Source organism: Thermoanaerobacterium sp. R66, assembly GCF_028895185.1.
In the GTDB taxonomy this organism is placed as follows: Bacteria; Bacillota; Thermoanaerobacteria; order Thermoanaerobacterales; family Thermoanaerobacteraceae; genus Thermoanaerobacterium.
The window spans coordinates 1,370,273-1,392,010 of sequence record NZ_JAEUWW010000001.1 but is presented as its reverse complement, the minus strand read 5'-3'; the positions used below and the strand labels follow the sequence as shown (position 1 = coordinate 1,392,010).

The window sequence follows — 21,738 nt, the reverse complement described above, 5'->3', positions numbered from 1 at the left end:
CTTTTTTGTATGCGAAATGTATGCGAAATTAAAACAACATTTTTTCAAGCTTATCTGTTGCTTGTTTTTGCATATCTGGTAGTACATGAGAATAAGTGTCAAGCGTTAATGTAATGCTAGCATGTCCTAATCTTTCACTAACTACTTTTGGATTTTCACCTGCTGCTAATAATAGGGTAGCACATGTATGCCTTAAGTCGTATAATCTTATATCAGGCAAATTTTCTTTTTTGAGAATATCTTTAAAATATCGTGATACATTTCTTTCTTCTAGTGGACTACCATTCTGCGTGGCAAATACAAATTCGTAATCTACATATATTTTTGGATCATTTAATTTTTCTTTCAATTCTTCTACTTTAAATTTTTCATTGTCTTTATCGTAATTTAAAGTTTCTTTTGCTTTAAGTTTTTCTTCAGCCTGATTTCTCTTATGTTCTTTGAGGTTTTTCATTACTTCTTTTGGGAGAGGTATGGTTCTTCTACTTTTTGATGTTTTTGGTTCTTCAAGATTCCATCCTTCTTTTGTCCTTGTTAAGACTCTTTTGATGTGGATACGATTATTTTTGAAATCTACATCTTCCCATTTAAGGCCAAGTGCTTCTTCTGGTCTCATTCCTGATGTTAAAAGTAGTTCAAACAATACACCAAATCTATTATAAGCACAAGCTTCTAAAAACTTTTTGGCTTGCTCTGGTGTTAATACTTTCATTTCTTTCCGTGCTTGTTTTGGTAGATCAACATTGTCACAAGGATTAGTTTTTATTATCTGCCATTTAATATCCTGATTTAATGCATTTTTTAAAACTGTATGTGTATATCTGACAGTTCTTGGCGAAAGACCTTTGGTTATCATAGCTGCGTACATATTTTGTATTAGTAAAGGGTTTATATCTTTAATTTTAAAATTTCCTAAATGAGGTTTAATATAGAGTTCTATAAGTTGTTTATAGCTTTTGTATGTTTTGGGTCTTACACGTGATTTTAAAGTGTTTTCTTCCCATTCGTCAAGGTATTCTCTTAATGTCATATTTGCAGGTTTGATGAAAGTACCATTGTCAATTTCGTTCAATTTTTGTGTCAAATATTTTTGCGCTTCCTTTTTGTTGCTGCAATGTATTGTTTCATAATAGTATTTGCGTTTTCCATTGGCATCAACACCTAGATATATTGCTATACGAAATCTTCCTTCGCCCATTTCTCTAACACTTCCGCGCTGCCTCATATACAAAACCTCCTTAAAAAATTCTTTTTTAATATCATATAATACATTATATATAACTTAATTACAATATATATCATTTTATTTCAGTTGTCAAATATTAGTTTGAAATGTAATATAATCTATGCTAATATGGTGATAGGTGGTGATTTGATGGATAATTACTATACACCGCAGCAAGTTGCGGAGAAATTACAGATAAATATAAGAACTGTTTATAAATGGATACGTGAAGGAAAATTAAAGGCTATTAAAATAGGCGATTTATGGCGCATATCAGAAACAGAATTAAAAAGATTTGTTGAAGATGAAAGCTAGTGTTTATATATCATTAATTAAAGATTGAAACATAATTTATTTAACAAGAGTAATGATTTTAAATCAGCAAAAAAATTATTCAGGTATAAAGCATGAATTCAGAATTAAATTTAGTAATTTTTCAAGAGAATTAGTGTCTTGATGGGAAAATTATTTACATTTGGGGGATAAATATGATTACGGAATATCATGCAAAATATTATGCCAATGAACTTATCAGAAGAGCCGCCCCTGGAGATATAGATAAAATATCTTCAGCTTTATTTGATGCCGCTGTTGATATAAATCCCCATCAAATTGAGGCAGCCTTATTTGCTTTTAAGTCTCCTTTATCAAAAGGAGTAATTCTTGCCGATGAAGTTGGACTTGGCAAAACAATTGAAGCTGGGCTTGTTTTATGTCAGTATTGGGCGGAAAGAAAAAGACGGCTTCTTGTTATATGTCCTGCTTCCTTACGCAAGCAGTGGAGCTTAGAGCTTAGAGAAAAATTCAATTTACCAAATATGATTTTAGAGACCAAAAATTATAATCAAGAAAAGAAAATGGGTAAGGACATGCCTTTTGAGCAGGACAGTATTGTAATAACATCTTTTAACTTTGCAAGCAGCAAAAAAACCGATTTAAAATCGGTTCAGTGGAATTTGGTGGTTATAGATGAAGCTCATAAATTACGCAATGTTTACAGAACAAGCAATCGTATTGGTCAAAATCTGAAATGGGCACTTGAAGACAGAAAGAAACTGCTTCTTACTGCTACACCATTACAAAACTCACTATTAGAGCTATATGGATTATCTACATTGATTAGTGACCACATTTTTGGTGATATCAAAGCGTTTAGAGAGAATTATGTTAATGAAGGAAATCTTCAAGAACTTAAAGAAAGACTTAATGCTTTTTGCAAAAGGACATTAAGAAGCCATGTGCTTGAATACATAAGATATACAGAACGGCATCCGTTCACGCAAAAATTCAGGACAACAGATGAAGAACAGGAACTGTATGAGGCAATTTCCGCTTTCCTGCAAAGAGAGGATACATATTCTATCCCCAAGAGCCAGCGAAATCTTATTACACTTATCCTGCGTAAACTTCTTGCCTCATCTTCCCGAGCTATAGAACAAACCCTTGCAACCATCAGAGGCAGACTTTTAGATATAAAAAAAGGGATTATAAGAAACCTTAATTTAGAGGATTTGTTGGATGAAGATCAAGCGATTGTTGCGGAAGAAGATAAAGATGAATTGGAAATGAATGAAGAAATTACGGAGAAAACGGAAAATTGCAATGAAAATATAGACTTAAAAAAGATAGATGCAGAAATCGCAGAAATAGAAAAATTTATTTCTATGGCAAGAAAAATTCGTGTTGATACTAAATCTAAGGCTCTTTTAAAAGCATTGGAAGTGGGTTTCCGTAAAATGGAGGAGCTTGGAGCAAGGAGAAAAGCTTTGATTTTTACAGAATCCCGCAGGACACAGGACTATCTCAAACAGTTCCTTGAAGCAAACGGTTATAAAGGGAAAATTGTTCTTTTCAACGGCTCCAATTCAGATAAAGAATCGATGGAAATTTATAGAGAATGGTGCAAGAAAAATGAAGGGACAGGAAGGATAAGCGGTTCTTCCGTGGCTGATAAGCGGGTGGCTTTGGTGGAATATTTCCGTGATCATGCCGAGATAATGCTTGCAACTGAATCGGCTGCAGAAGGCGTGAACCTGCAGTTTTGTTCGCTGGTAGTAAATTACGATCTTCCATGGAATCCACAGAGGATAGAACAGCGTATAGGACGATGCCATCGTTACGGACAACAGTATGATGTGGTAGTTATTAACTTTCTAAATGAGCGTAACGAGGCAGATTGCAGAGTATACCAGTTGTTGGAGGAAAAATTTAACCTGTTTAACGGTGTGTTTGGTGCTTCAGACGCTGTATTGGGTTCTATAGAATCAGGGGTAGATTTTGAAAGAAAAATTCTTAAAATCTACCAACAGTGCCGTACTCCAAAAGAAATTGACGAAGCGTTTAAGGTCCTCCAGGCAGAAATGGAGGAAAAAATAAAATCAAAAATGGACAAAGCGAGAACATTACTTCTTGAAAACTTTGATGAAGATGTTCATCAAAAGCTTAAGTTTGGATTTGAAACAACATCCAGCCGACTGGACAGGTTCGAAAAAATGTTTTGGCAGTTAACCAAGTTTATTTTAAAAGATTTAGCCGTTTTTAATGATAATGTCTTGAGCTTTTATCTAAAAAAGCCTTATGAGAATCTTGGGGAAGCGGGAATGTATTACCTTATATCAAAAAAACGCAAAGATGTGGAAGGACGAAATGTTTACCGTATATCTCATCCATTGGGCGAGCATGTAATAGAAACGGGATTAAAGCTTTCTACTTCACAGGCGAAGGTAAGATTTGACATAACTAATCATCCTGTAAAAATAACTGTTGTTGAACAGCTTAAGGGGCAAATGGGATACATGATTCTTACCAAACTTACCATTCAGTCTTTCGATAAGGAAGAATACCTGTTATTCAGCGGTTTTGCATCGTCTGGCAAAATGCTTGATCAGGAAATCTGCGAAAAAATTATGATGTGTCAGGGGCAGGTGGCAGAAATAAAAGACTTGCCCGATGTGATTGTCAAGAGATTGCAGCAGGAATCCGAAAGATTTTGTGAGGCGACAGTTAGCCGAGTAATGGAAGCCAACAACAAATTTTTCACGGAAGAGCAGGAAAGACTGCAAAAATGGGCAGACGACCTTATCCAGTCTTCTGAAAAAGAACTGGAGGATATTAAGGTTCGGCTGCGGGAACTCAGCCGTCAAGCAAGACTTGCTACTACAACGGAAGAGCAGTACAAAATGCAGCTTCAGATTGCCGAATTGGAGAAACGAAAGCAGGCAAAGCGTCGCAGGATTTTTGAAGTAGAAGATGAAATTCTTGAAAAAAGAGATGCACTGATTAAGGAACTTGAAATGAAAATGATGCAGAAGGTAGAAAAAGAAACTATTTTTATGATAGAATGGGAAATTGTTTAAGGAGAGGTGAAGAGCATGAATAAAAGCTATGAAAAACTTGTAACGCTTTTAAAACAAATGTTTCAAATGGATCAAGCCGATTTAGATTTCGGTATCTATAGAATTATGAATTACAAGCGGAAGGAAATTGAAAAATTTCTCAATGAAGACCTCTTACCTCAGGTGCGTGAACAGCTGGAGAAATATATTTCGGTAAGACAAAAGAACCTTAAAAAAGAATTGGAAGATCTAAAGAAGATACTAGATGAAACAGGCGTGCCTTATGAAAACAGTGCGAAGTATGTGGCAATTAAAAACGAACTTGAATCTGGCATGGATATTGGAAAAATTGAAGATGAAGTGTATTCACACCTAACGGATTTCTTTAGCCGTTACTACAATAACGGAGATTTTATCTCCCAGCGACGCTATAAAGAAGGAGTATATGCCATACCATACGAAGGAGAAGAAGTAAAACTATACTGGGCTAATGCTGACCAGTATTATATAAAAACAACTGAATATTTCAGGGATTACACTTTTACTCTTCCTGACGGGAAAAGAGTACATTTTAAGCTGGTGGAGGCATCTACTGATAAGGACAACAACAAGCCGCCTGAAAACAAAGAGCGCAGGTTTGTCCTTTACGAAGATGAACCAGTAAAAGTGGAAAACGGCGAACTTATTATCCAGTTTGAGTATAAAGTGCATGAAAGTAAACAAAAGGATTTAAACGATAAAACAATCAAAAAAATTACCGATATTTTTGCTACTGGTAAAGGCATATATACGCCATTTTTTACTATCTTAACGCCAAGCCCGACTGAGGCAAATCCCAGAAGAACACTTTTGGAAAAGCACTTAAATGACTATACTGCCCGCAACACTTTTGATTATTTTATCCATAAAGATTTGGGTGGTTTTTTACGCAGGGAACTGGATTTCTATCTTAAAAACGAGGTTATGTTCTTGGATGACCTTGATACCGAACATGAAATAAGAGTTGAGCAGTATATTACAAAAATCAAAGTAATCAAAAACATAGGGTATAAAATTATAGCTTTTCTCGAACAGATAGAAAACTTTCAGAAAAAGCTGTGGCTGAAAAAGAAATTTGTGGTTGAAACCAATTACTGTATTACACTTGATAGGATAAATGAAAAATTTTATCCCGAGATTGCAGCAAACAAAGCACAGGTTGAAGAGTGGAAAAAGCTTTTTGCCATAGATGAACTTGAAGGCTACAGCGAACCTTTAACGGTGGAATTTTTGAAGGCAAATCCGTACCTTGTACTGGATACTGCCTTTTTTGGGGAGGAGTTTAAGGAAAGATTAATACAGAATATTGACAATATAGATGAAAAAACTGATGGGTTATTAATAAAAAGCGAGAATTTCCAAGCATTGAATTTATTGCTGGAAAGGTATAAGGAGCAGGTAAAGTGTGTTTATATTGATCCGCCATATAATACATCTGAAGAAACTTTTATATATAAAAATTCTTACAAACATTCATCTTGGATTGCAATGTTAAATGATAGAATTGCACTTTGTAAAAAATACTTTGATATTTCAGGAGCGCTTTTAGTAACAATTGATGATGAGGAATTATATAATCTTAAAAAGTTATTAGATGATGTTTTTAGTATAGATAAATACATAGGAACAATTGTAATTCAGAGTAATCCAAGAGGAAGAGGAATAAATAGTCATTTTGCAACAAGCCACGAATATTGTTTATGTTATTCTATCTCTCCAGATGATCTAATTATCATAGATCAACCATTGACCGAAGAACAAGAGAATGAATATAGAAATGAAGATGAGATTTCACAGTACAGAATTTTACCTTTTAGGCGTAGTGGAGGATTATCTTCGCCTGATGAAAGGCCAAATTCGGAATTCTCCATTTATTACGATGTAACTAAACAAAAGATAGTAGGAGTTGGAGGACCAAGAATACGAAATTATCCATCTGAATATGAACCAGAGTATGTCTTGACTTTAGAGGATAATGGCTCAATTGTTCAGTTAAGTTATGAAGAATTTATGGACAAAAATGATTCAATTATCATTTCAATAATGCCTATTGATACTGATGGAAGAAGAAGAGTATGGAGATGGTCTGACAGACAAAAAGTTTTAGAAGCAGCTAAGCGTGGTGATTTTATTGTACAGAAAATTGGGGATTCTTATAATGTTTATCTTAAAGATAGGATAAAAGAGGGTAGAAAACCTAAAACAGTATGGGTTGATTCTAAATATGATTCATCCTCACATGGGACAAATTTATTGCAAGATATTTTTGGAGGAAGGAAAATATTTGGTTATCCCAAATCTGTATATTCAACTCTTGATTCTTTGCACAGTATAATTGGAGAGGACTATAATGCTATCATCATAGACTTTTTCGCAGGCTCTGGCACTACTGGCCATGCCGTAATAAACCTCAACCGAGAGGACGGGGGCAATCGCAAGTATATCCTTGTGGAAATGGGTGAATACTTTGATACTGTTTTGAAGCCGAGGATACAGAAGGTCATATATTCCAAAGACTGGAAAGATGGCAAGCCAGTGTCTCGTGAAGGGATCAGCCATATGTTCAAATATTTGAAGCTGGAGTCTTATGAAGATGCATTGAATAACCTGGAAATCAGAAGAAGCGAAGAACAGCAGATGGTAATGGATTTAAACAAAGATTTAAGAGAGCAGTATATGCTTTCCTACATGCTTGACAAGGAAACTGAGGGCAGCATGTCACTTTTAAACATCGATCAGTTTGTCAACCCTTTTGGTTATAAAATGAAGATTGCCAATGGCTTGGAAACTAAAGAGACCGCGATTGATTTGGTAGAAACCTTTAACTACCTGTTGGGACTGGTTGTTACCAGAATTGAGGCTAAGGAAAGTTTCAATACTGAACCTGATAAAACAAGCGATATGCCAGGAGCAGTAAGGCTTGTCCCTGCCAAAGATGGTAAAGGGGAATATACTTTTAAAGAAATTGAAGGGCATACCCTGTCGGGAGATAAAGTGCTTATCATCTGGCGAACTCTCACTGGGGAGATTGCAAAGGACAATGCTGCCATGGACGCATATTTCAGAAAGAAAAAATACAGCACGCAAGACTTTGAATACGACCGTATATATGTAAACGGCGACAACAATTTGCAAAACATGAAACAGGAAGGCGAACAATGGAAAGTCTTGCTTATAGAAGAGGAATTTAAACGTCTTATGCTTGAAGTACCAGAATTTTAGGAGGCGGAAAAATGACAAGAAGAAGAGAAACTTCTTCATTGAAGTTTTATAAAAAACTTGTATTAAACCAATATATGCTGAGACTTTTTGGAGTAGAGTCATTAGAAGATATTACTAAATATTTAAAAGAAGTAGAAAACGAAGGATATGATGAGAACAATAACACATATTACTGCCGAGAACTTTTGGATAATTTTGCGGGGAAATGTGCTGTCCCACAAGATAAATTGCTCTCATATGATGAAAATATTGTACGTCATACAATGCGTATATCCCAAAAAAGATCGCATCCGATAAGGTGGAAATATTTTCAATACTTATCTTTGCTCTTTACAGAAATATACCTTGATAGGTTTTTTACAGACAGTGAAAAATTAATGGAGGAATTAAACGAATATGTAAGGAGTTTTAACAGCGATAAAGGGTCCGCTGATAGAATTGAGGAATACCAGCCTTCAGACCTTAACAAAATTGCATTCTGGAATGCTACAGGGTCAGGCAAGACCCTGATTATGCACATAAATACTCTTCAATATTTGCATTATTTAATGGTACACAATAGAGAAAAAGAGATAAACAGAATAATCCTTCTTACTCCCAATGAAGGTTTATCAAAACAGCATCTGAAAGAACTTGAACTATCAGGATTGCCTGCAGAGCTTTTTGATAAAAACGCAGGAGGATTGTGGGCAAGTAGTGACAGAAAAATAGAAATCATTGATATACATAAATTAAAAGATGAAGCCAAAGAAAAAACTGTGGCCGTCGAGTCTTTTGAACACAATAATCTTGTTCTTGTGGACGAAGGACACAGAGGGAGCAGCGGTAAAGACTGGAAGCAAAAAAGGGATACATTGTGCGAGAAAGGTTTTTCTTTTGAGTATTCCGCAACATTCGGGCAGGCTGTCAAAAATGACTCAAAGCTTACTCAGGAATATGCGAAATGTATTATTTTCGACTATTCATACCGATATTTTCACGGTGATGGTTACGGCAAGGATTATCATATCCTTAACCTTGCTGATGACAGCAACGAAGATAAGCGTAACCTTTACCTTACAGCATGTTTAATGGTGTTTTACCAACAGCTAAAAATCTACGAAGAAAACAGAAAGGCACTTGCACCATTACTGATAGAAAAACCGCTTTTAGTCTTTGTAGGAGGTACCGTCAATGCAGTTAGGTCTGAAAACAGAAGGAATGTATCTGATGTAGTGGATGTACTGATCTTCTTTTCTAACTTTATTAAAAACGAAAGGAATAAAACCGTAGACAATATTGGAAGACTTCTTAGTGGCAATCCAGGTCTTTTGGACAATAAAAACAGGGAGATTTTCAGGGACAGTTTCTTCTATATAAAAGGTAAGGGTATGTCTCCAGATATGGTATATATGGACATGCTCAAACTGATTTTTAACGAAGCGATACCGGGTGCCGAGCTACATATAGAAAGTCTAAAGGGAACAGATGGTGAAATAGGGCTTAAGGCTGGGGATACGGATGAATATTTCGGGTGCATAAATGTTGGCGATGACAGTAAACTTTTAAAATTTTGTGATGAAATAGGACTTTCCACTGAAAAATGCGATTTTTCCGAGTCTTTATTTCAGCAAATAAATGAAGAACATTCATCCATAAATGTATTGATAGGCTCCAAAAAATTTACTGAGGGCTGGAGCAGTTGGCGAGTTAGCACTATGGGTTTGATGAACATGGGGAAAAATGAGGGGTCCGAGGTTATTCAGCTTTTCGGGCGGGGCGTAAGGCTCAAAGGTTATGAATACTGTCTGAAACGAAGCAACATGGTGGAAAACATTCCAGAAACTCTTTTGCCACGAAAGTTTAAAAAGGTTGTTGCGGCTGTTGAAACACTCAACATCTTTGGTGTAAGGGCAGACTACATGCAGCAGTTTAAAGAATACCTTGAAGAAGAAGGTGTGCCAGACCCTGAGAACAAAGTTCCTTATGTTCTGCCTGCAGTTTTAAATATAAAAACGGAGAAATTTAATAATTTAAAAACCCTGAAACTAAAAGAAGGATTGGACTTTAAACGAAAAGGTCCACGGCCTGTGCTTGATCTTCCACATACCTGTCCAGGTTTGCGTAAAATTACTCTTGACTGCTACCCGAAGCTGCAAGTGATTACCAGTGATGAAAAATCTGGAGCACCTGACTCAGCACTTATTTATAAAGGCACCTTGGAACCTAAACACCTTGCATTTGTTGATTTTGACAAAGTGTATTTTGAATTGGAAAGATTCAAGAATGAAAAATCTTGGTATAATTTGAGCATTCCTAAGCATGTTCTGAAAAAATTAATGCTCAGCCGCCACCCCTGGTATGAACTTTTGATACCAGAAGAGGATCTTGAGATAAAGGACTATAAGAGTTATTTCCGTTTCCAGGAAATTACTACTGTATTGCTGAAAAAGTATTGTGAAGCATTTTATTACTATAAAAAACAGGAATATGAACTGCCGAATCTGGAATATCAGATACTAACAGAAGATGACAGAAATATTGTCAAGGAATACAATGTTACTGTATATGATGACGGGCATCAAGAAACAATCAAAGCAAGATTAGAGGATTTGATAATAAATTTAAATGAAGCAAAAGAAGAAGGGGTTTTAAAGGAATTAGATTTTGCAAGCTTTGCTCATGGAACTTTTGAACCATTTAACTTTGAAAGGCATTTGTATGCGCCGTTGATTTATATATCAAGTGGAGAAACACAAATAGTAGTAAGTCCTGTTCAACTTAACGAGGGAGAACGGCAATTTATAAAGGACTTAAAAACCTATTATGAGAGAAATAAAGCATTTTTTGCCGATAAAGAGCTTTATCTATTGCGGAATAAGTCGAAAGCTGGAATTGGTTTTTTTGAAGCAGGTAATTTTTATCCCGACTTTATCATGTGGATAATCAAAAATAATAAGCAGTATATTACATTTATAGATCCTAAAGGCATAAGAAATATTGATGGGGGAGAAGAAAATCCCAAGATACAGTTTTACAAGAAAATTAAGGACATAGAACTCCGGATGGCTAATTCCGATGCTGTGTTAAATTCCTTTATTGTGACACCAACACGCTTTTCAGAGATTCAGAAAAGCTGGAGAGGGAATGTAACAAAAGAACAGTTAGAAGGATGTAATGTACTGTTTCAAAATGATGATACAAAATATATTGAAAAATTAATAAATAGAATCATTGATGAAACAACAATAAATTAAATATTGTCATCAAATATCACTAATATTTGTTGCATTTAATATTGTAATTTGTACTTTTAAATTGTAATTAAAATATTAAAGAGGTGTATTTTTATGGGTTGGAGGTACAGAAGAAGTATTAGCTTAGGCAAAGGGATCAGAATTAATTTCAGTAGAAAGGGAGTTGGCTTTAGTGTAGGCAGAAAAGGAGCAAGAATAGGAATCGGACCAAATGGCATGTATACTTCTTTTGGAATACCTGGTACAGGTCTATATTCGATTAACTACCTGAATAAAAATAAAGGACGTAAAAGTTCATCAAAGGCTGTAAAAACAACAATTAATACTGTTAAAGCAAATACTATTTCTTATCCACCAGAGCTATTGAAACAGGCACCACAGAAAAAATACTTGCATTTATTGTTTGGCTTATCGTTTTTGTTTATGTTTATATTTTGGCCTGTTGCTATTATAGGATTTATAATTTCTGGAATTTTGTATTATAAGGCAGCAAAAACACCTATATCAAAAGCACTTTCTTATTTTAAGCTTGGCAGCAAAGCTTTAAAGAAAGGTGATTATCAAAAAGCGTTAAATAATTTTTTGAAAGTTATCGAAATACAGCCTGATACTTATTCTCTTTATAAAGAAATTGGATTTTTATCTGAGAAGTTAGAAAAAGATAATGAAGCAGTAGAATATTTTAAAAAGTATCTTATACAACATCCAGATGACATTCAAATAAAAGAACAATATGCTAATCTGCTTATTAAGACAGAACAATATCAAGATGCATTAAATGTAATAGAAGAATTGCCAAGTGAATACAAGAGCAACCTATCGGTTATCAACGCAATGTCTTATTGTTATTTAAAACTTGATAAACCTGATATGGCATTGGTAGCATTAGAAAATGGACCTATCCGTAAGAGAAAAACTGACAGCGAATTGATGAAGATGTATAGGTATTTGTTAGGACTTACGTATATGCAATTAAACCAAAATGAAAAAGCGTTAAAACAATTTGAGAAAGTCTATGTAGAAGATCACAATTATTATGATGTATCAAGTATGATCCAAAAACTTAAAGCTGATAAATAAAACAAATGGTAAGTAAAAATCATTTTTTGAAGGGTTTTTTGGATTTATGTAGAATAATTTATGTAGAATATGAGATTAAAAAGTGAATAAATTCCAAGTTGATAAACTGAAAGCAAAAAGAGTAATATTATGTTAATTATTACTAAGTTTTATATATGAGGGAATTTCATAATTAACTTTTTTATAAAAATATATAACTATATTGTAGTTTATTTATAGTTACAATACTATATATTGGCCATTTACTTTTGATTTTTGAATTATGTAATTTTCTCATATAAATATATTTATATTTAAGTATATTTTAAAATAATTAATGCAATAGCTAAAAATAAAAATTTTTTAATAATAATCTATAATGTTATTTGAATGCTCTTATTTTTTATAATAAATATTGTACGGAGGGAAAAGAATGATTAATAAACCGTTAATCAATTTATTTAATGAACAATTAAAAAATGAAATAAGAGAAATGATTGATAATTATGATTGTGAAAATGAAGGCCAAGGTTTCATTTGGTGGTATTTTACGAAAATTCTTTCTTTAGAAGATGATGAAATTGAAAATGCTATATGTGACGGTAGTGGAGATTTGGGCATTGATGCAATTATCAAGGATGATAAAGATGTCGTACATTTTTATCAGTTTAAAGCATTAACAAATTACGAAAAGGGTTATCCATCAGGTGATGTTGATAAAACAATTTCTGGATTGGAAATAATTATTAGAAAAGAATATAGTAGAATAGCAAATAAAAAATTAAAAGAAATACTTAATGATGTTCTTGAAACAATACCTACTGGTTATCATATGCATTTTGTTTCAAATAGTAAAGGGCTTGAAGATGAGGCGAAAACAAAATTTCAAGCTTTTATTTTGAGTATAAAACCACCATCTAAGGATGTTTTTAAATTTACTGATGAAAATATTGAATATCTACAAGATGTTTTTTATACAAAAACTTTGCCAACATTAAATGAAAATATTATTGTTTCTCTAGAAAATGTTCCATATATGATTCGAGCTGCTAATCATGATTGTTATACTTTTCATCTTAATGGTGGATTTCTTGCAGATCTCTATGATAAATATGGAGAGAGTCTATTACAACAAAATATTAGAATGTATGAAGGTGAAAATCCAACAAATGAGGCAATTTATAGGACTTGCACAACTGAAGATTCTGAAAACTTTTATCATTATAATAATGGAATAAGTATTCTTTGTGATACTGCAACATGGGATGCTTTTACAAAAAGAATAAATATAAATAAACCTCAAATTGTAAATGGTGGTCAAACTATTAGAATACTTCACAAAGCGAAAAAAGATAATTGTTTAAAAGAAAATGTTATTGTTCCTGTTAGGGTTATTACATCTCAAGGAGATAAGGAATTTGCAGGGAATGTTGCTGTCAATCTTAATAATCAAACTAAACTAGACGGTAGTTTTTTAAAGTCCAATAATCCAAAAGTTATGCAGTTAGCTGCGTCTCTTAGAACAATAGGTTGGTATCTTGAAAGAAGAGAAGGAGAAATCAAAGAACTATCAGAAGATGATGTTAAAAAGATAGAAATAAGTATAAATGGTAATCTTTCAGAAAGAACAATTAAACTAAAAGAAGGTATACAAGCGTATGTAGCGACATTTCTTGAGAATCCGGGTTTGGCAAGACGAAATCCTGCATATATGTTTCTAGATGCTTCAGAAAACGGTTATTTTAATAAAATTTTTGATGATAGACTAACAGCAGAAAATTTCGCAAAATCATTTAAATTATATAAAACAATCGAAAAAAAGGTAGAAGAATTTAAGTCAATAAAACGAAAAAAAAGCAGATTAAATAATTGGAAGGAAAGATATAAAGATATTTTTGGAGGTTCCTTTGTTGAGCAAAATTATCTTGTATTAGAACAAATTGTACCGCAAAGCGTAATTTTTGCTACAGCAATTTGTTACCAATGGTATATTTTAAAAAGAAGATATGAATTTGAAAAATTATTTGAAGAAATTAATGCGAACAAAGATGTTTTAGATTTCATTTATCAACAAATAATTAAAACACATGATTCTGATCAAGAAAAATGGAATAAAACTTGGCAAACATTACTTAAAAGCCAGGAATTCTTTATAGCAATAAAACAAAGATTAGAGGAAATAGAAAGATAATTTTTTATTACTTTAATACTAGGTCCATAATTTGTAATTAAAATTTAGTTTATAACAATAATTGTGAATACTACATGCGAATGACATGACAACTGATTCACGGAATTCATAGACGAAACTCTTCTGCTATACGGAATTAATGCCTATGAAATATAGTTTGAGATGGTGTGCGTGTTAATACCCCTGCAGGTAATAATGTTTGAAGCCAGGTGAAGATGTACATGAAATGCTAAACCAATTGGCATGGCTTGCATATATGCTAAAAGGTATGTTCGAAGCTACGTAAATCTCTCTAACAGGAATGTAGAATTAATGAAAATCAAACATAATAGTTGGTAGTTATCATGCCTGCATAAGCCCGAAATGAATTGTGATATCCGGTGTACAACTCTAATTCAAACATCGGTATAAATATAGTACCTTTCTAAAAGTCGATTGAAGATGTGTAGATTGAAACGCTGGAGAACTTGCATGTAAAATATTGTGACATAATGGAATATGCGGGAAGCCGGAGGTGTATAGCAGCAAAGATTAAAGATTAGAAGATAAATGATAAACTATAGCATAAATAAGATTGAACGAAGGACACCAGACGGTTAGTTCTTGTAGTAATTTGCAATCGCAATTTTGAAAGTCCTTGAAATAATATATTAATTAACCATAGGAGTTGTATCCTTATGATAAAATTAAGGTTGTAAATTTAAATATTATACAGTTAGATGTCACTATGTAGTCCATGAAAACAAAATTTCTAATGACTATACAGATAGGTAGAAAAATAAAGTCAACAAATTAAGAATTATTACAAATAGGCGATAACGATGATGTTAAAGCCTGGCTCTGTAAAGACAACTAATCATTGGAAAACCGTATGAAGTGAAAGTTTCACGTACAGCTTGGGCTGGGGATAAGGCAAAGATAACATTTAAAGCCTCACATATCATTTACAGATTAATCATCATAAATACTACGATTTTGGTGAAACGTGATTAGCAGTCTTTGAATATATCAGATTTTGTTACAACCGAAAAAGGATTCATAGTGCTATTAATTGCAAGATACTACGACGTGGTTTATGAAATTGCTCTTCTAATGGTATAAAAAATTAAACTTTTCATGTCTACTCTATTGATACAAGCCCATGGTTTATCATTTGCATTGACATTTATAACAGTTAAAAAGGAGATGTAATTCTATGGTTATAGATAGCATTAAATTGAAAGAAAATTTAAAAAGTGACTACAGGAGAACTTTATTTAACCAAAGAAAGTGGGAGGGCTTAAAGCAAAGTCTAAAACCTGATTATAAAGAAATAAACGACATGGATACATTAAACGAGAACACAATTGATATGTTTGTTGATTTTTTAGATAAACATAACTTGCATTTTTCTCGCAATGTTGGTGGACGAGGGACAGGCAATGAATCAACAATGGATCCTGAGTATAATGTCTTTTCAGATGAAGAGTTTATAAAAACATATGGGGCTAATAAAAGACATTGGTGGGGTTAATTTTTGATTTTATACTAATGTGAACAATGTTATAAATGTCAATGCAATTTTTAAAGTTAATATTTATTTCGATGTAAAAATATTAAAATTGTAGAAACAATAATATAACATTGCTATTTAAAAATAGAGAAGCCAAATAAATAACATTTAGTAGATTATAATTTTAAGAAATATGTAGATTACTGTGGGGAAAAAATGGATTATTAAAGCACCTGATTTACATAAGTATTATATGATGAGGTGTGATAAAATGGATATAACTTCGACAAATTTTTATACGAGAAGAGATGAAATTTTAAAACTTTTAAAAGAAAATATTTCAAATGGGAAAGTAATCGTTGGAGTAGCAGTAGGTTCTGGGGCAGCAGCAAAATATGCAGAAGAAGGCGGAGCGGATTTTATTTTAATTTTAAATGCTGGAATATTTCGAAGTGCAGGCGTACCATCAATTGCTTCGTATATGCCTTTTAAATCTTCGAATGAAATGGTTATGTCTATCGGTGAAACTGAGATTATACCTAGAATAAAAAAAATTCCTGTTATATTTGGAGTATGTGCTACTGATCCATTATTGAATTATGACTATTTTTTTAATAGAATTAAAAAAATCGGTTTTACAGGTGTCATTAATTATCCAACAGCATGTCTTATAGATGGACAATATCGACAATATTTGGAAGAAACAGGATTAGGATTTGAAAATGAAGTAAAGTTTATGAAAATGGCTAATAAAGCTGGATTGGTTACTATAGCATATGTTCATGATACAAGAGATGCTGAAGCTATGGCTAAAGCCAATGTTGATGTTTTATGTATAAATTTCGGCTTTACTTTAGGGGGTAAGAATGGAATTAAAGGCGGGTTTACGTTGGAACAAGCAGCTGAAAAGGCTCAACAAATTTTTTTAGCTGCAAGTCGAATAAAACCTGATATTATTAAATTAGTATATGGAGGACCAATTACATATCCTAATGATTTCCAATATATAGTAGAGACTACAGAGGCACAAGGATATATTGGAGGCTCTGCAATAGAAAGAATTCCTGTAGAAAGCAGCATATCAGAAACTACTTCTAAATTCAAGAGTATTTATATGCTTCAGAAAGAAAATATTTATTTGAAACAAGAGTTGGCAAAAAAACAAGGATTTGATAAAATAATTGGCAATTCTAAAGCTATGCAGGAAGTTTATGATCTCATAATGAAAGTAGCAGAAACAGATGTTAATATATTAATCACTGGTGAAACTGGTACAGGGAAAGAACTTGTGGCAAGAGCAATTCATTTACACAGTAGCAGAAGAAATGGACCGTTTATTACAGTTAATTGTGCTGCTTTGCCGCTGACACTTTTAGAAAGTGAGCTATTTGGATATGAAAAAGGAGCATTTACTGGAGCAGCACAAAGAAAATTAGGTCGTTTTGAGCTTGCACAGAATGGGACACTCTTTTTAGATGAAATTGGAGAAATGGAGTTAGCCATACAAGCCAAATTATTGAGAGCTATTCAAGAAAAAGAGTTCGAAAGGGTTGGAGGTGTTAAAACTATTCATTCAGATGTAAGAATTATCTCTGCTACCAATAGAGATTTGCAAAAAGCTATAGAAGAAAAAAACTTTAGAGAAGATTTATATTATAGGCTTAATGTAGTAGAAATTCGTGTTCCTCCTTTAAGAGAAAGAAAAGAAGATATTCCAGCTTTAGTTAGTTATTTTGTTAAAAGTATAAGTGACAAATTTAAATTTAATATTGAACGAATATCACCAGATGCTTTGCAGGTTTTATTGGAATATAATTGGCCGGGTAATGTTAGAGAACTGAAAAATGTATTAGAACATGCAGCTGTATTAAGTAATAAAAAAATTATCGAATTTGAAGATTTACCGTCGTATTTACAAAAGTATTCCAACACTAAAATTCACAACATAATTGAAATCGTTGAACAAAAAAACGACAAGAGTAAAACACAGGATACTAAAAATAAAGAGTTTTACAGAGAACTTTTAGAAAAAAATCACTGGAATATAACAAAAGCTGCAAAAGAGTTAAATATAAGTCGAAAAACGCTCTATAAAAAACTAAAACAATTTGGTTTTAAATAATAAAGTGTGTATCCAAAATATTCTAATAGGTAACACTTTGTTTCTTATGGTGATAAAGTGTTACCTATTATTTCATAAATAATTTTTATAGCGAGCCTTATAAATGAAGAAAAAATGAAATAAAAACATTGGCATTGATTTTGCATAATATTTAAAGTGAGTAACAAACAAAAGTGAAAGGAGGTGTGATTAATGGCAAAAACAATTGCATTATTAGGAACGCTTGATACAAAAGGACGCGAATTTGATTACATCAAACAAATTATTGAAAAACGTGGACACAAAACTATAGTGATTGATGCTGGAATTATGGGCTCACCAGTGATACATCCAGATATACCTCGGGAAGAAGTGGCTCTGAAAGGTGGTTCTACAATTGAGGAATTAATTTCTAAAAAAGATAGAGGCTTTGCTATATCATTAATGTCTAAAGGCGCTTCTACAATTGTACAACAACTTTATAAAGAAGGAAAAATAGACGGGATTATTAGTTTAGGTGGTTCTGGAGGTACTGCATTAGCAACAGCGGCCATGAGAATGCTTCCTGTAGGTGTTCCTAAGGTAATGGTATCAACAATGGCATCTGGTGATACAAGACCATATGTAGGTGTCAAGGATATTACAATGATGTATTCGGTGGTAGATATTTCTGGGTTAAACAGATTATCATCTCATATCTTAGCAAATGCTGCAGGTGCTATTTGTGGAATGGTAGAATCTAAAGTATCTGAAGCTGATGAAGCTAGTAATGATAAAGAAAAGCCGCTTATTGGAGCTACAATGTTTGGTGTGACAACACCCTGTGTAGAGAAAGTACGCTCTATTTTAGAAGAAAATGGATGTGAAGTATTAGTTTTTCATGCGACAGGTACCGGTGGAATGGCAATGGAAAGTTTAATTGAAAGTGGTTTTATTAATGCTGTAGCTGATATTACAACAACAGAATGGTGCGATGAACTTGTTGGAGGAGTACTTTCTGCTGGTCCTACTAGATTAGATGCTGCAGGGAAAATAGGTATTCCACAGGTAGTCTCTGTAGGGGCATTAGACATGGTTAATTTTGGACCAATGGATACAGTACCAGAACAATTTAAAGCAAGGAAGTTATATAAACATAATCCAACTGTAACATTAATGCGAACGACTGTAGAAGAAAATCGAAAATTAGGAGAAATTATAGCAGAAAAATTGAATAAAGCTAAAGGACCAGTAGTATTATTTATACCTCTAAAAGGAGTTTCTGCTATAGACAAAGAAGGTATGCCTTTTTATGATCCAGAGGCAGATGCTGTGTTGTTTGAAACTCTTAAAAAACATTTGAAACCAAGTATTGAGGTTAGAGAATTAAATTGCAACATTAACGATACGGAATTTGCTGAAGCAATAGCAAATACACTGCTTCAGTTAATTAAAAAATAAATTAAAATGGAGGGAATCAAAATGGCTATTGATAGGAAGACTGCTTTAAAAAGATTGAAAGCTGGAATTAAAGAAGGGAAGCCAATAATTGGTGCAGGAGCAGGTACTGGCATTTCGGCTAAATTTTCAGTTCAAGGTGGTGTTGACCTTATAATTATTTACAATTCAGGGCGTTATAGAATGGCAGGGAGGGGGTCTCTTGCTGGTTTAATGCCGTATGGTGATGCGAATCAAATTGTGGTAGAAATGGCAAATGAAGTTTTACCATTAGTAAGAGATACTGCTGTTCTTGCTGGTGTTTGTGGCACAGATCCATTTAGGGTAATGTCAAACTTTTTGAAACAATTAAAAGAAATAGGATTTACAGGAGTTCAGAATTTCCCAACTGTTGGATTGATAGATGGACAGTTCCGTCAGAACTTAGAAGAAACAGATATGGGGTATTATAAGGAAGTGGAAATGATAGCTCTTGCTCATGAATTAGATATGCTTACATGCCCATACGTATTTAATGAAAACGATGCAGTGGAAATGGCCAAAGCAGGAGCAGATATTCTAGTAGCTCATATGGGACTAACTACAAAAGGATCTATAGGTGCTAAAACGGCTCTTACTTTAGAAGAATCTGCAAAACGAATACAAGCTATCCATGATGCAGCAAAGAATGTAAATCCAGACATTCTTGTTATATGTCATGGCGGCCCTATTGCTGAACCAGAAGATGCACAATTTATTTTTGAACATACGAAAGATATTGTAGGCTTCTTTGGAGCATCTAGTATGGAACGTCTACCGACTGAAAAAGCTATAAAAGCTCAAGCTGAAAAATTTAAGAGCTTAAAAATAAAGTAATAAAGTTTATATCCGGATATTCCAGGGGTATCTAGATAGAATATCCGGATATAGTTCTTATTTGAGCTATGATGTTGTTAACTAGCTAAATGAAAGGAGATAATTAAGGAGGTGAGAAAATGGGTGAAGAAAAAATTATACAAAGAGTTCCTTTGTGGTTGGCTGTGGCAATTACAGTATTGGTATCACTACCTTTTGGATTGTTTTTAGGTAAATATAATATAGCATTATGGGCTTCATTCGTTGTATGGGCAGAATACTTTGCATTGGGTGGAAAAGTAGAAGGATTTAAATATATTTTGGTATCATATCCAATCGGAGCACTCTCTATGGCAATTTTTGCAGTTATTAATAATTATTTTACTATTAAATTGAAGTGGAATCCTAATATTTCTGTAGCAGTATGGATATTTATATGGGTGGCGATTGCAGTATATATTATGAACTTCAATAAGATTTTTGAAAAAGGAAGTTTGCCATACTTTAATGGACTTTCAATGTACTTAGCATTTTATTTTTCAGGTCTTAAATCAGGCTTTGGTGCAGGGCCTTTAACTGGGAATCCTTTTATTGATCCGTGGATATTATGGGTATGGGTTGTATTAGCAGCTATATTGGGTAGTATATTAGGTTGGTTTAACATATTAATTACTTTTCCTAAAAAAATTACGTAAGGTTTTTAAAATTGTTTTTACAACATTAAAGAGTAAGAATTAAGGTGTAAAAAATGTATGTTGAAACATATGAAACATATAGTATAGTACCAGAAGAAAAGTTAGAAAATAAAGTAGTTGTTGTTATTGATACATTAAGAATGAGCAGTGTTATTACTACAGCACTTGCTAATGGAGCAAAAGAAGTAATTCCAGTTGCAGAAATAGAAGATGCCGTTAGATTGGCAAAATATTTGGGGCGTAATAACATTTTGCTGGGTGGAGAAAGAAATGGTGCTAAAATTGAAGGTTTTGATTTAGCAAATTCTCCTTTTGAATACAAGGTGGACATTGTAAAAAACAAAACTATTATTATTACAACTACAAATGGAACTAAAGCTCTTAAAAAAGCTTCAATATCAGATGATGTAATTATAGGATGTCTTTTAAATGTATCTGCAGTTGCTGATTATTTATCTAATAAAAATAAAGATGTAGTAATAATTTGTGCTGGTACTAAAGAAAAATTTTCTATAGATGATATTATAACTGCTGGCGCAATATACGATAAATTAAAAAATAAAATTTCCTTTGATAGTGATGATTTATCAAAGGCTAGTTATTTTCTTTATCAAATGTTTCAAAATGATATTCCTTCTATTTTAAAAGAGAGTATTCCATTTAGTATAATGAAAAGGCTTGGTTATGAAGAGGATTTGCCTTACTGTTCATCTGTAGATATGTTTTATATATTGCCTAAATATAGTAACGATAGAGGTAGTATAATACGATGATAATTGTAATGGTACGGATTTTTCATTTTCGCTTTGCTCAAATCAAAAATCCGAAATTATAACGCACCTCTGCTCATTCTTCGCAGACGTGCTATTCTT

The 21,738-nt window shown here is 33.1% G+C and carries 13 protein-coding genes; 12 read left to right on the top strand and 1 reads right to left on the bottom strand.

Features of this window, described 5'->3' with window-relative positions; genetic code table 11:
• Nucleotides 1-28: 28 nt before the first annotated feature.
• Nucleotides 29-1,225, bottom strand: coding sequence for a site-specific integrase (locus JJQ93_RS07060; protein ID WP_274893244.1), 1,197 nt, complete (start codon nucleotides 1,223-1,225; stop codon nucleotides 29-31).
• Between the two features lie 150 nt (nucleotides 1,226-1,375).
• Here JJQ93_RS07060 and JJQ93_RS07055 point away from each other — a divergent pair, with 150 nt between their 5' ends.
• The 12 genes from JJQ93_RS07055 to JJQ93_RS07000 all read left to right on the top strand — a co-directional run bounded on the left by JJQ93_RS07055 (nucleotide 1,376) and on the right by JJQ93_RS07000 (nucleotide 21,639).
• Nucleotides 1,376-1,540: a helix-turn-helix domain-containing protein gene (locus tag JJQ93_RS07055; protein WP_274893242.1), complete on the top strand. Its 165-nt coding sequence runs from the start codon at nucleotides 1,376-1,378 to the stop codon at nucleotides 1,538-1,540.
• 173 nt (nucleotides 1,541-1,713) lie between these two features.
• Complete coding sequence (locus tag JJQ93_RS07050; RefSeq protein WP_274893241.1) at nucleotides 1,714-4,581, top strand: SNF2-related protein; 2,868 nt, start codon at nucleotides 1,714-1,716, stop codon at nucleotides 4,579-4,581.
• A gap of 15 nt (nucleotides 4,582-4,596) precedes the next feature.
• The gene (locus tag JJQ93_RS07045; RefSeq protein ID WP_274893240.1) at nucleotides 4,597-7,821 is read left to right on the top strand and encodes a site-specific DNA-methyltransferase; all 3,225 of its coding nucleotides are present in this window, start codon (nucleotides 4,597-4,599) and stop codon (nucleotides 7,819-7,821) included.
• Nucleotides 7,822-7,832: 11 nt separating this feature from the next.
• Nucleotides 7,833-11,057, top strand: a complete 3,225-nt coding sequence (locus JJQ93_RS07040; protein WP_274893239.1) for a DEAD/DEAH box helicase family protein — start codon at nucleotides 7,833-7,835, stop codon at nucleotides 11,055-11,057.
• A 93-nt stretch (nucleotides 11,058-11,150) separates the two neighbouring features.
• On the top strand, nucleotides 11,151-12,137 hold the full coding sequence (locus tag JJQ93_RS07035; protein ID WP_274893237.1) for a DUF4236 domain-containing protein: 987 nt from the start codon (nucleotides 11,151-11,153) through the stop codon (nucleotides 12,135-12,137).
• A 412-nt stretch (nucleotides 12,138-12,549) separates the two neighbouring features.
• Nucleotides 12,550-14,307, top strand: a complete 1,758-nt coding sequence (locus JJQ93_RS07030; protein ID WP_274893236.1) for an AIPR family protein — start codon at nucleotides 12,550-12,552, stop codon at nucleotides 14,305-14,307.
• Nucleotides 14,308-15,502: 1,195 nt separating this feature from the next.
• On the top strand, nucleotides 15,503-15,820 hold the full coding sequence (locus tag JJQ93_RS07025) for a hypothetical protein (protein WP_274893235.1): 318 nt from the start codon (nucleotides 15,503-15,505) through the stop codon (nucleotides 15,818-15,820).
• 250 nt (nucleotides 15,821-16,070) lie between these two features.
• On the top strand, nucleotides 16,071-17,921 hold the full coding sequence (locus tag JJQ93_RS07020; RefSeq protein WP_274893234.1) for a phosphoenolpyruvate hydrolase family protein: 1,851 nt from the start codon (nucleotides 16,071-16,073) through the stop codon (nucleotides 17,919-17,921).
• A gap of 192 nt (nucleotides 17,922-18,113) precedes the next feature.
• Nucleotides 18,114-19,340: a Tm-1-like ATP-binding domain-containing protein gene (locus tag JJQ93_RS07015; RefSeq protein ID WP_274893233.1), complete on the top strand. Its 1,227-nt coding sequence runs from the start codon at nucleotides 18,114-18,116 to the stop codon at nucleotides 19,338-19,340.
• Between the two features lie 21 nt (nucleotides 19,341-19,361).
• The gene (locus JJQ93_RS07010) at nucleotides 19,362-20,192 is read left to right on the top strand and encodes a phosphoenolpyruvate hydrolase family protein (protein ID WP_274893232.1); all 831 of its coding nucleotides are present in this window, start codon (nucleotides 19,362-19,364) and stop codon (nucleotides 20,190-20,192) included.
• A gap of 119 nt (nucleotides 20,193-20,311) precedes the next feature.
• The gene (locus JJQ93_RS07005; protein ID WP_274893231.1) at nucleotides 20,312-20,866 is read left to right on the top strand and encodes a DUF1097 domain-containing protein; all 555 of its coding nucleotides are present in this window, start codon (nucleotides 20,312-20,314) and stop codon (nucleotides 20,864-20,866) included.
• Between the two features lie 53 nt (nucleotides 20,867-20,919).
• Nucleotides 20,920-21,639 carry a 2-phosphosulfolactate phosphatase family protein gene (locus JJQ93_RS07000; RefSeq protein WP_274893229.1) on the top strand — a complete coding sequence of 240 codons (720 nt, stop codon included), beginning with the start codon at nucleotides 20,920-20,922 and terminating at the stop codon, nucleotides 21,637-21,639.
• The last annotated feature ends 99 nt before the right edge of the window (nucleotides 21,640-21,738 follow it).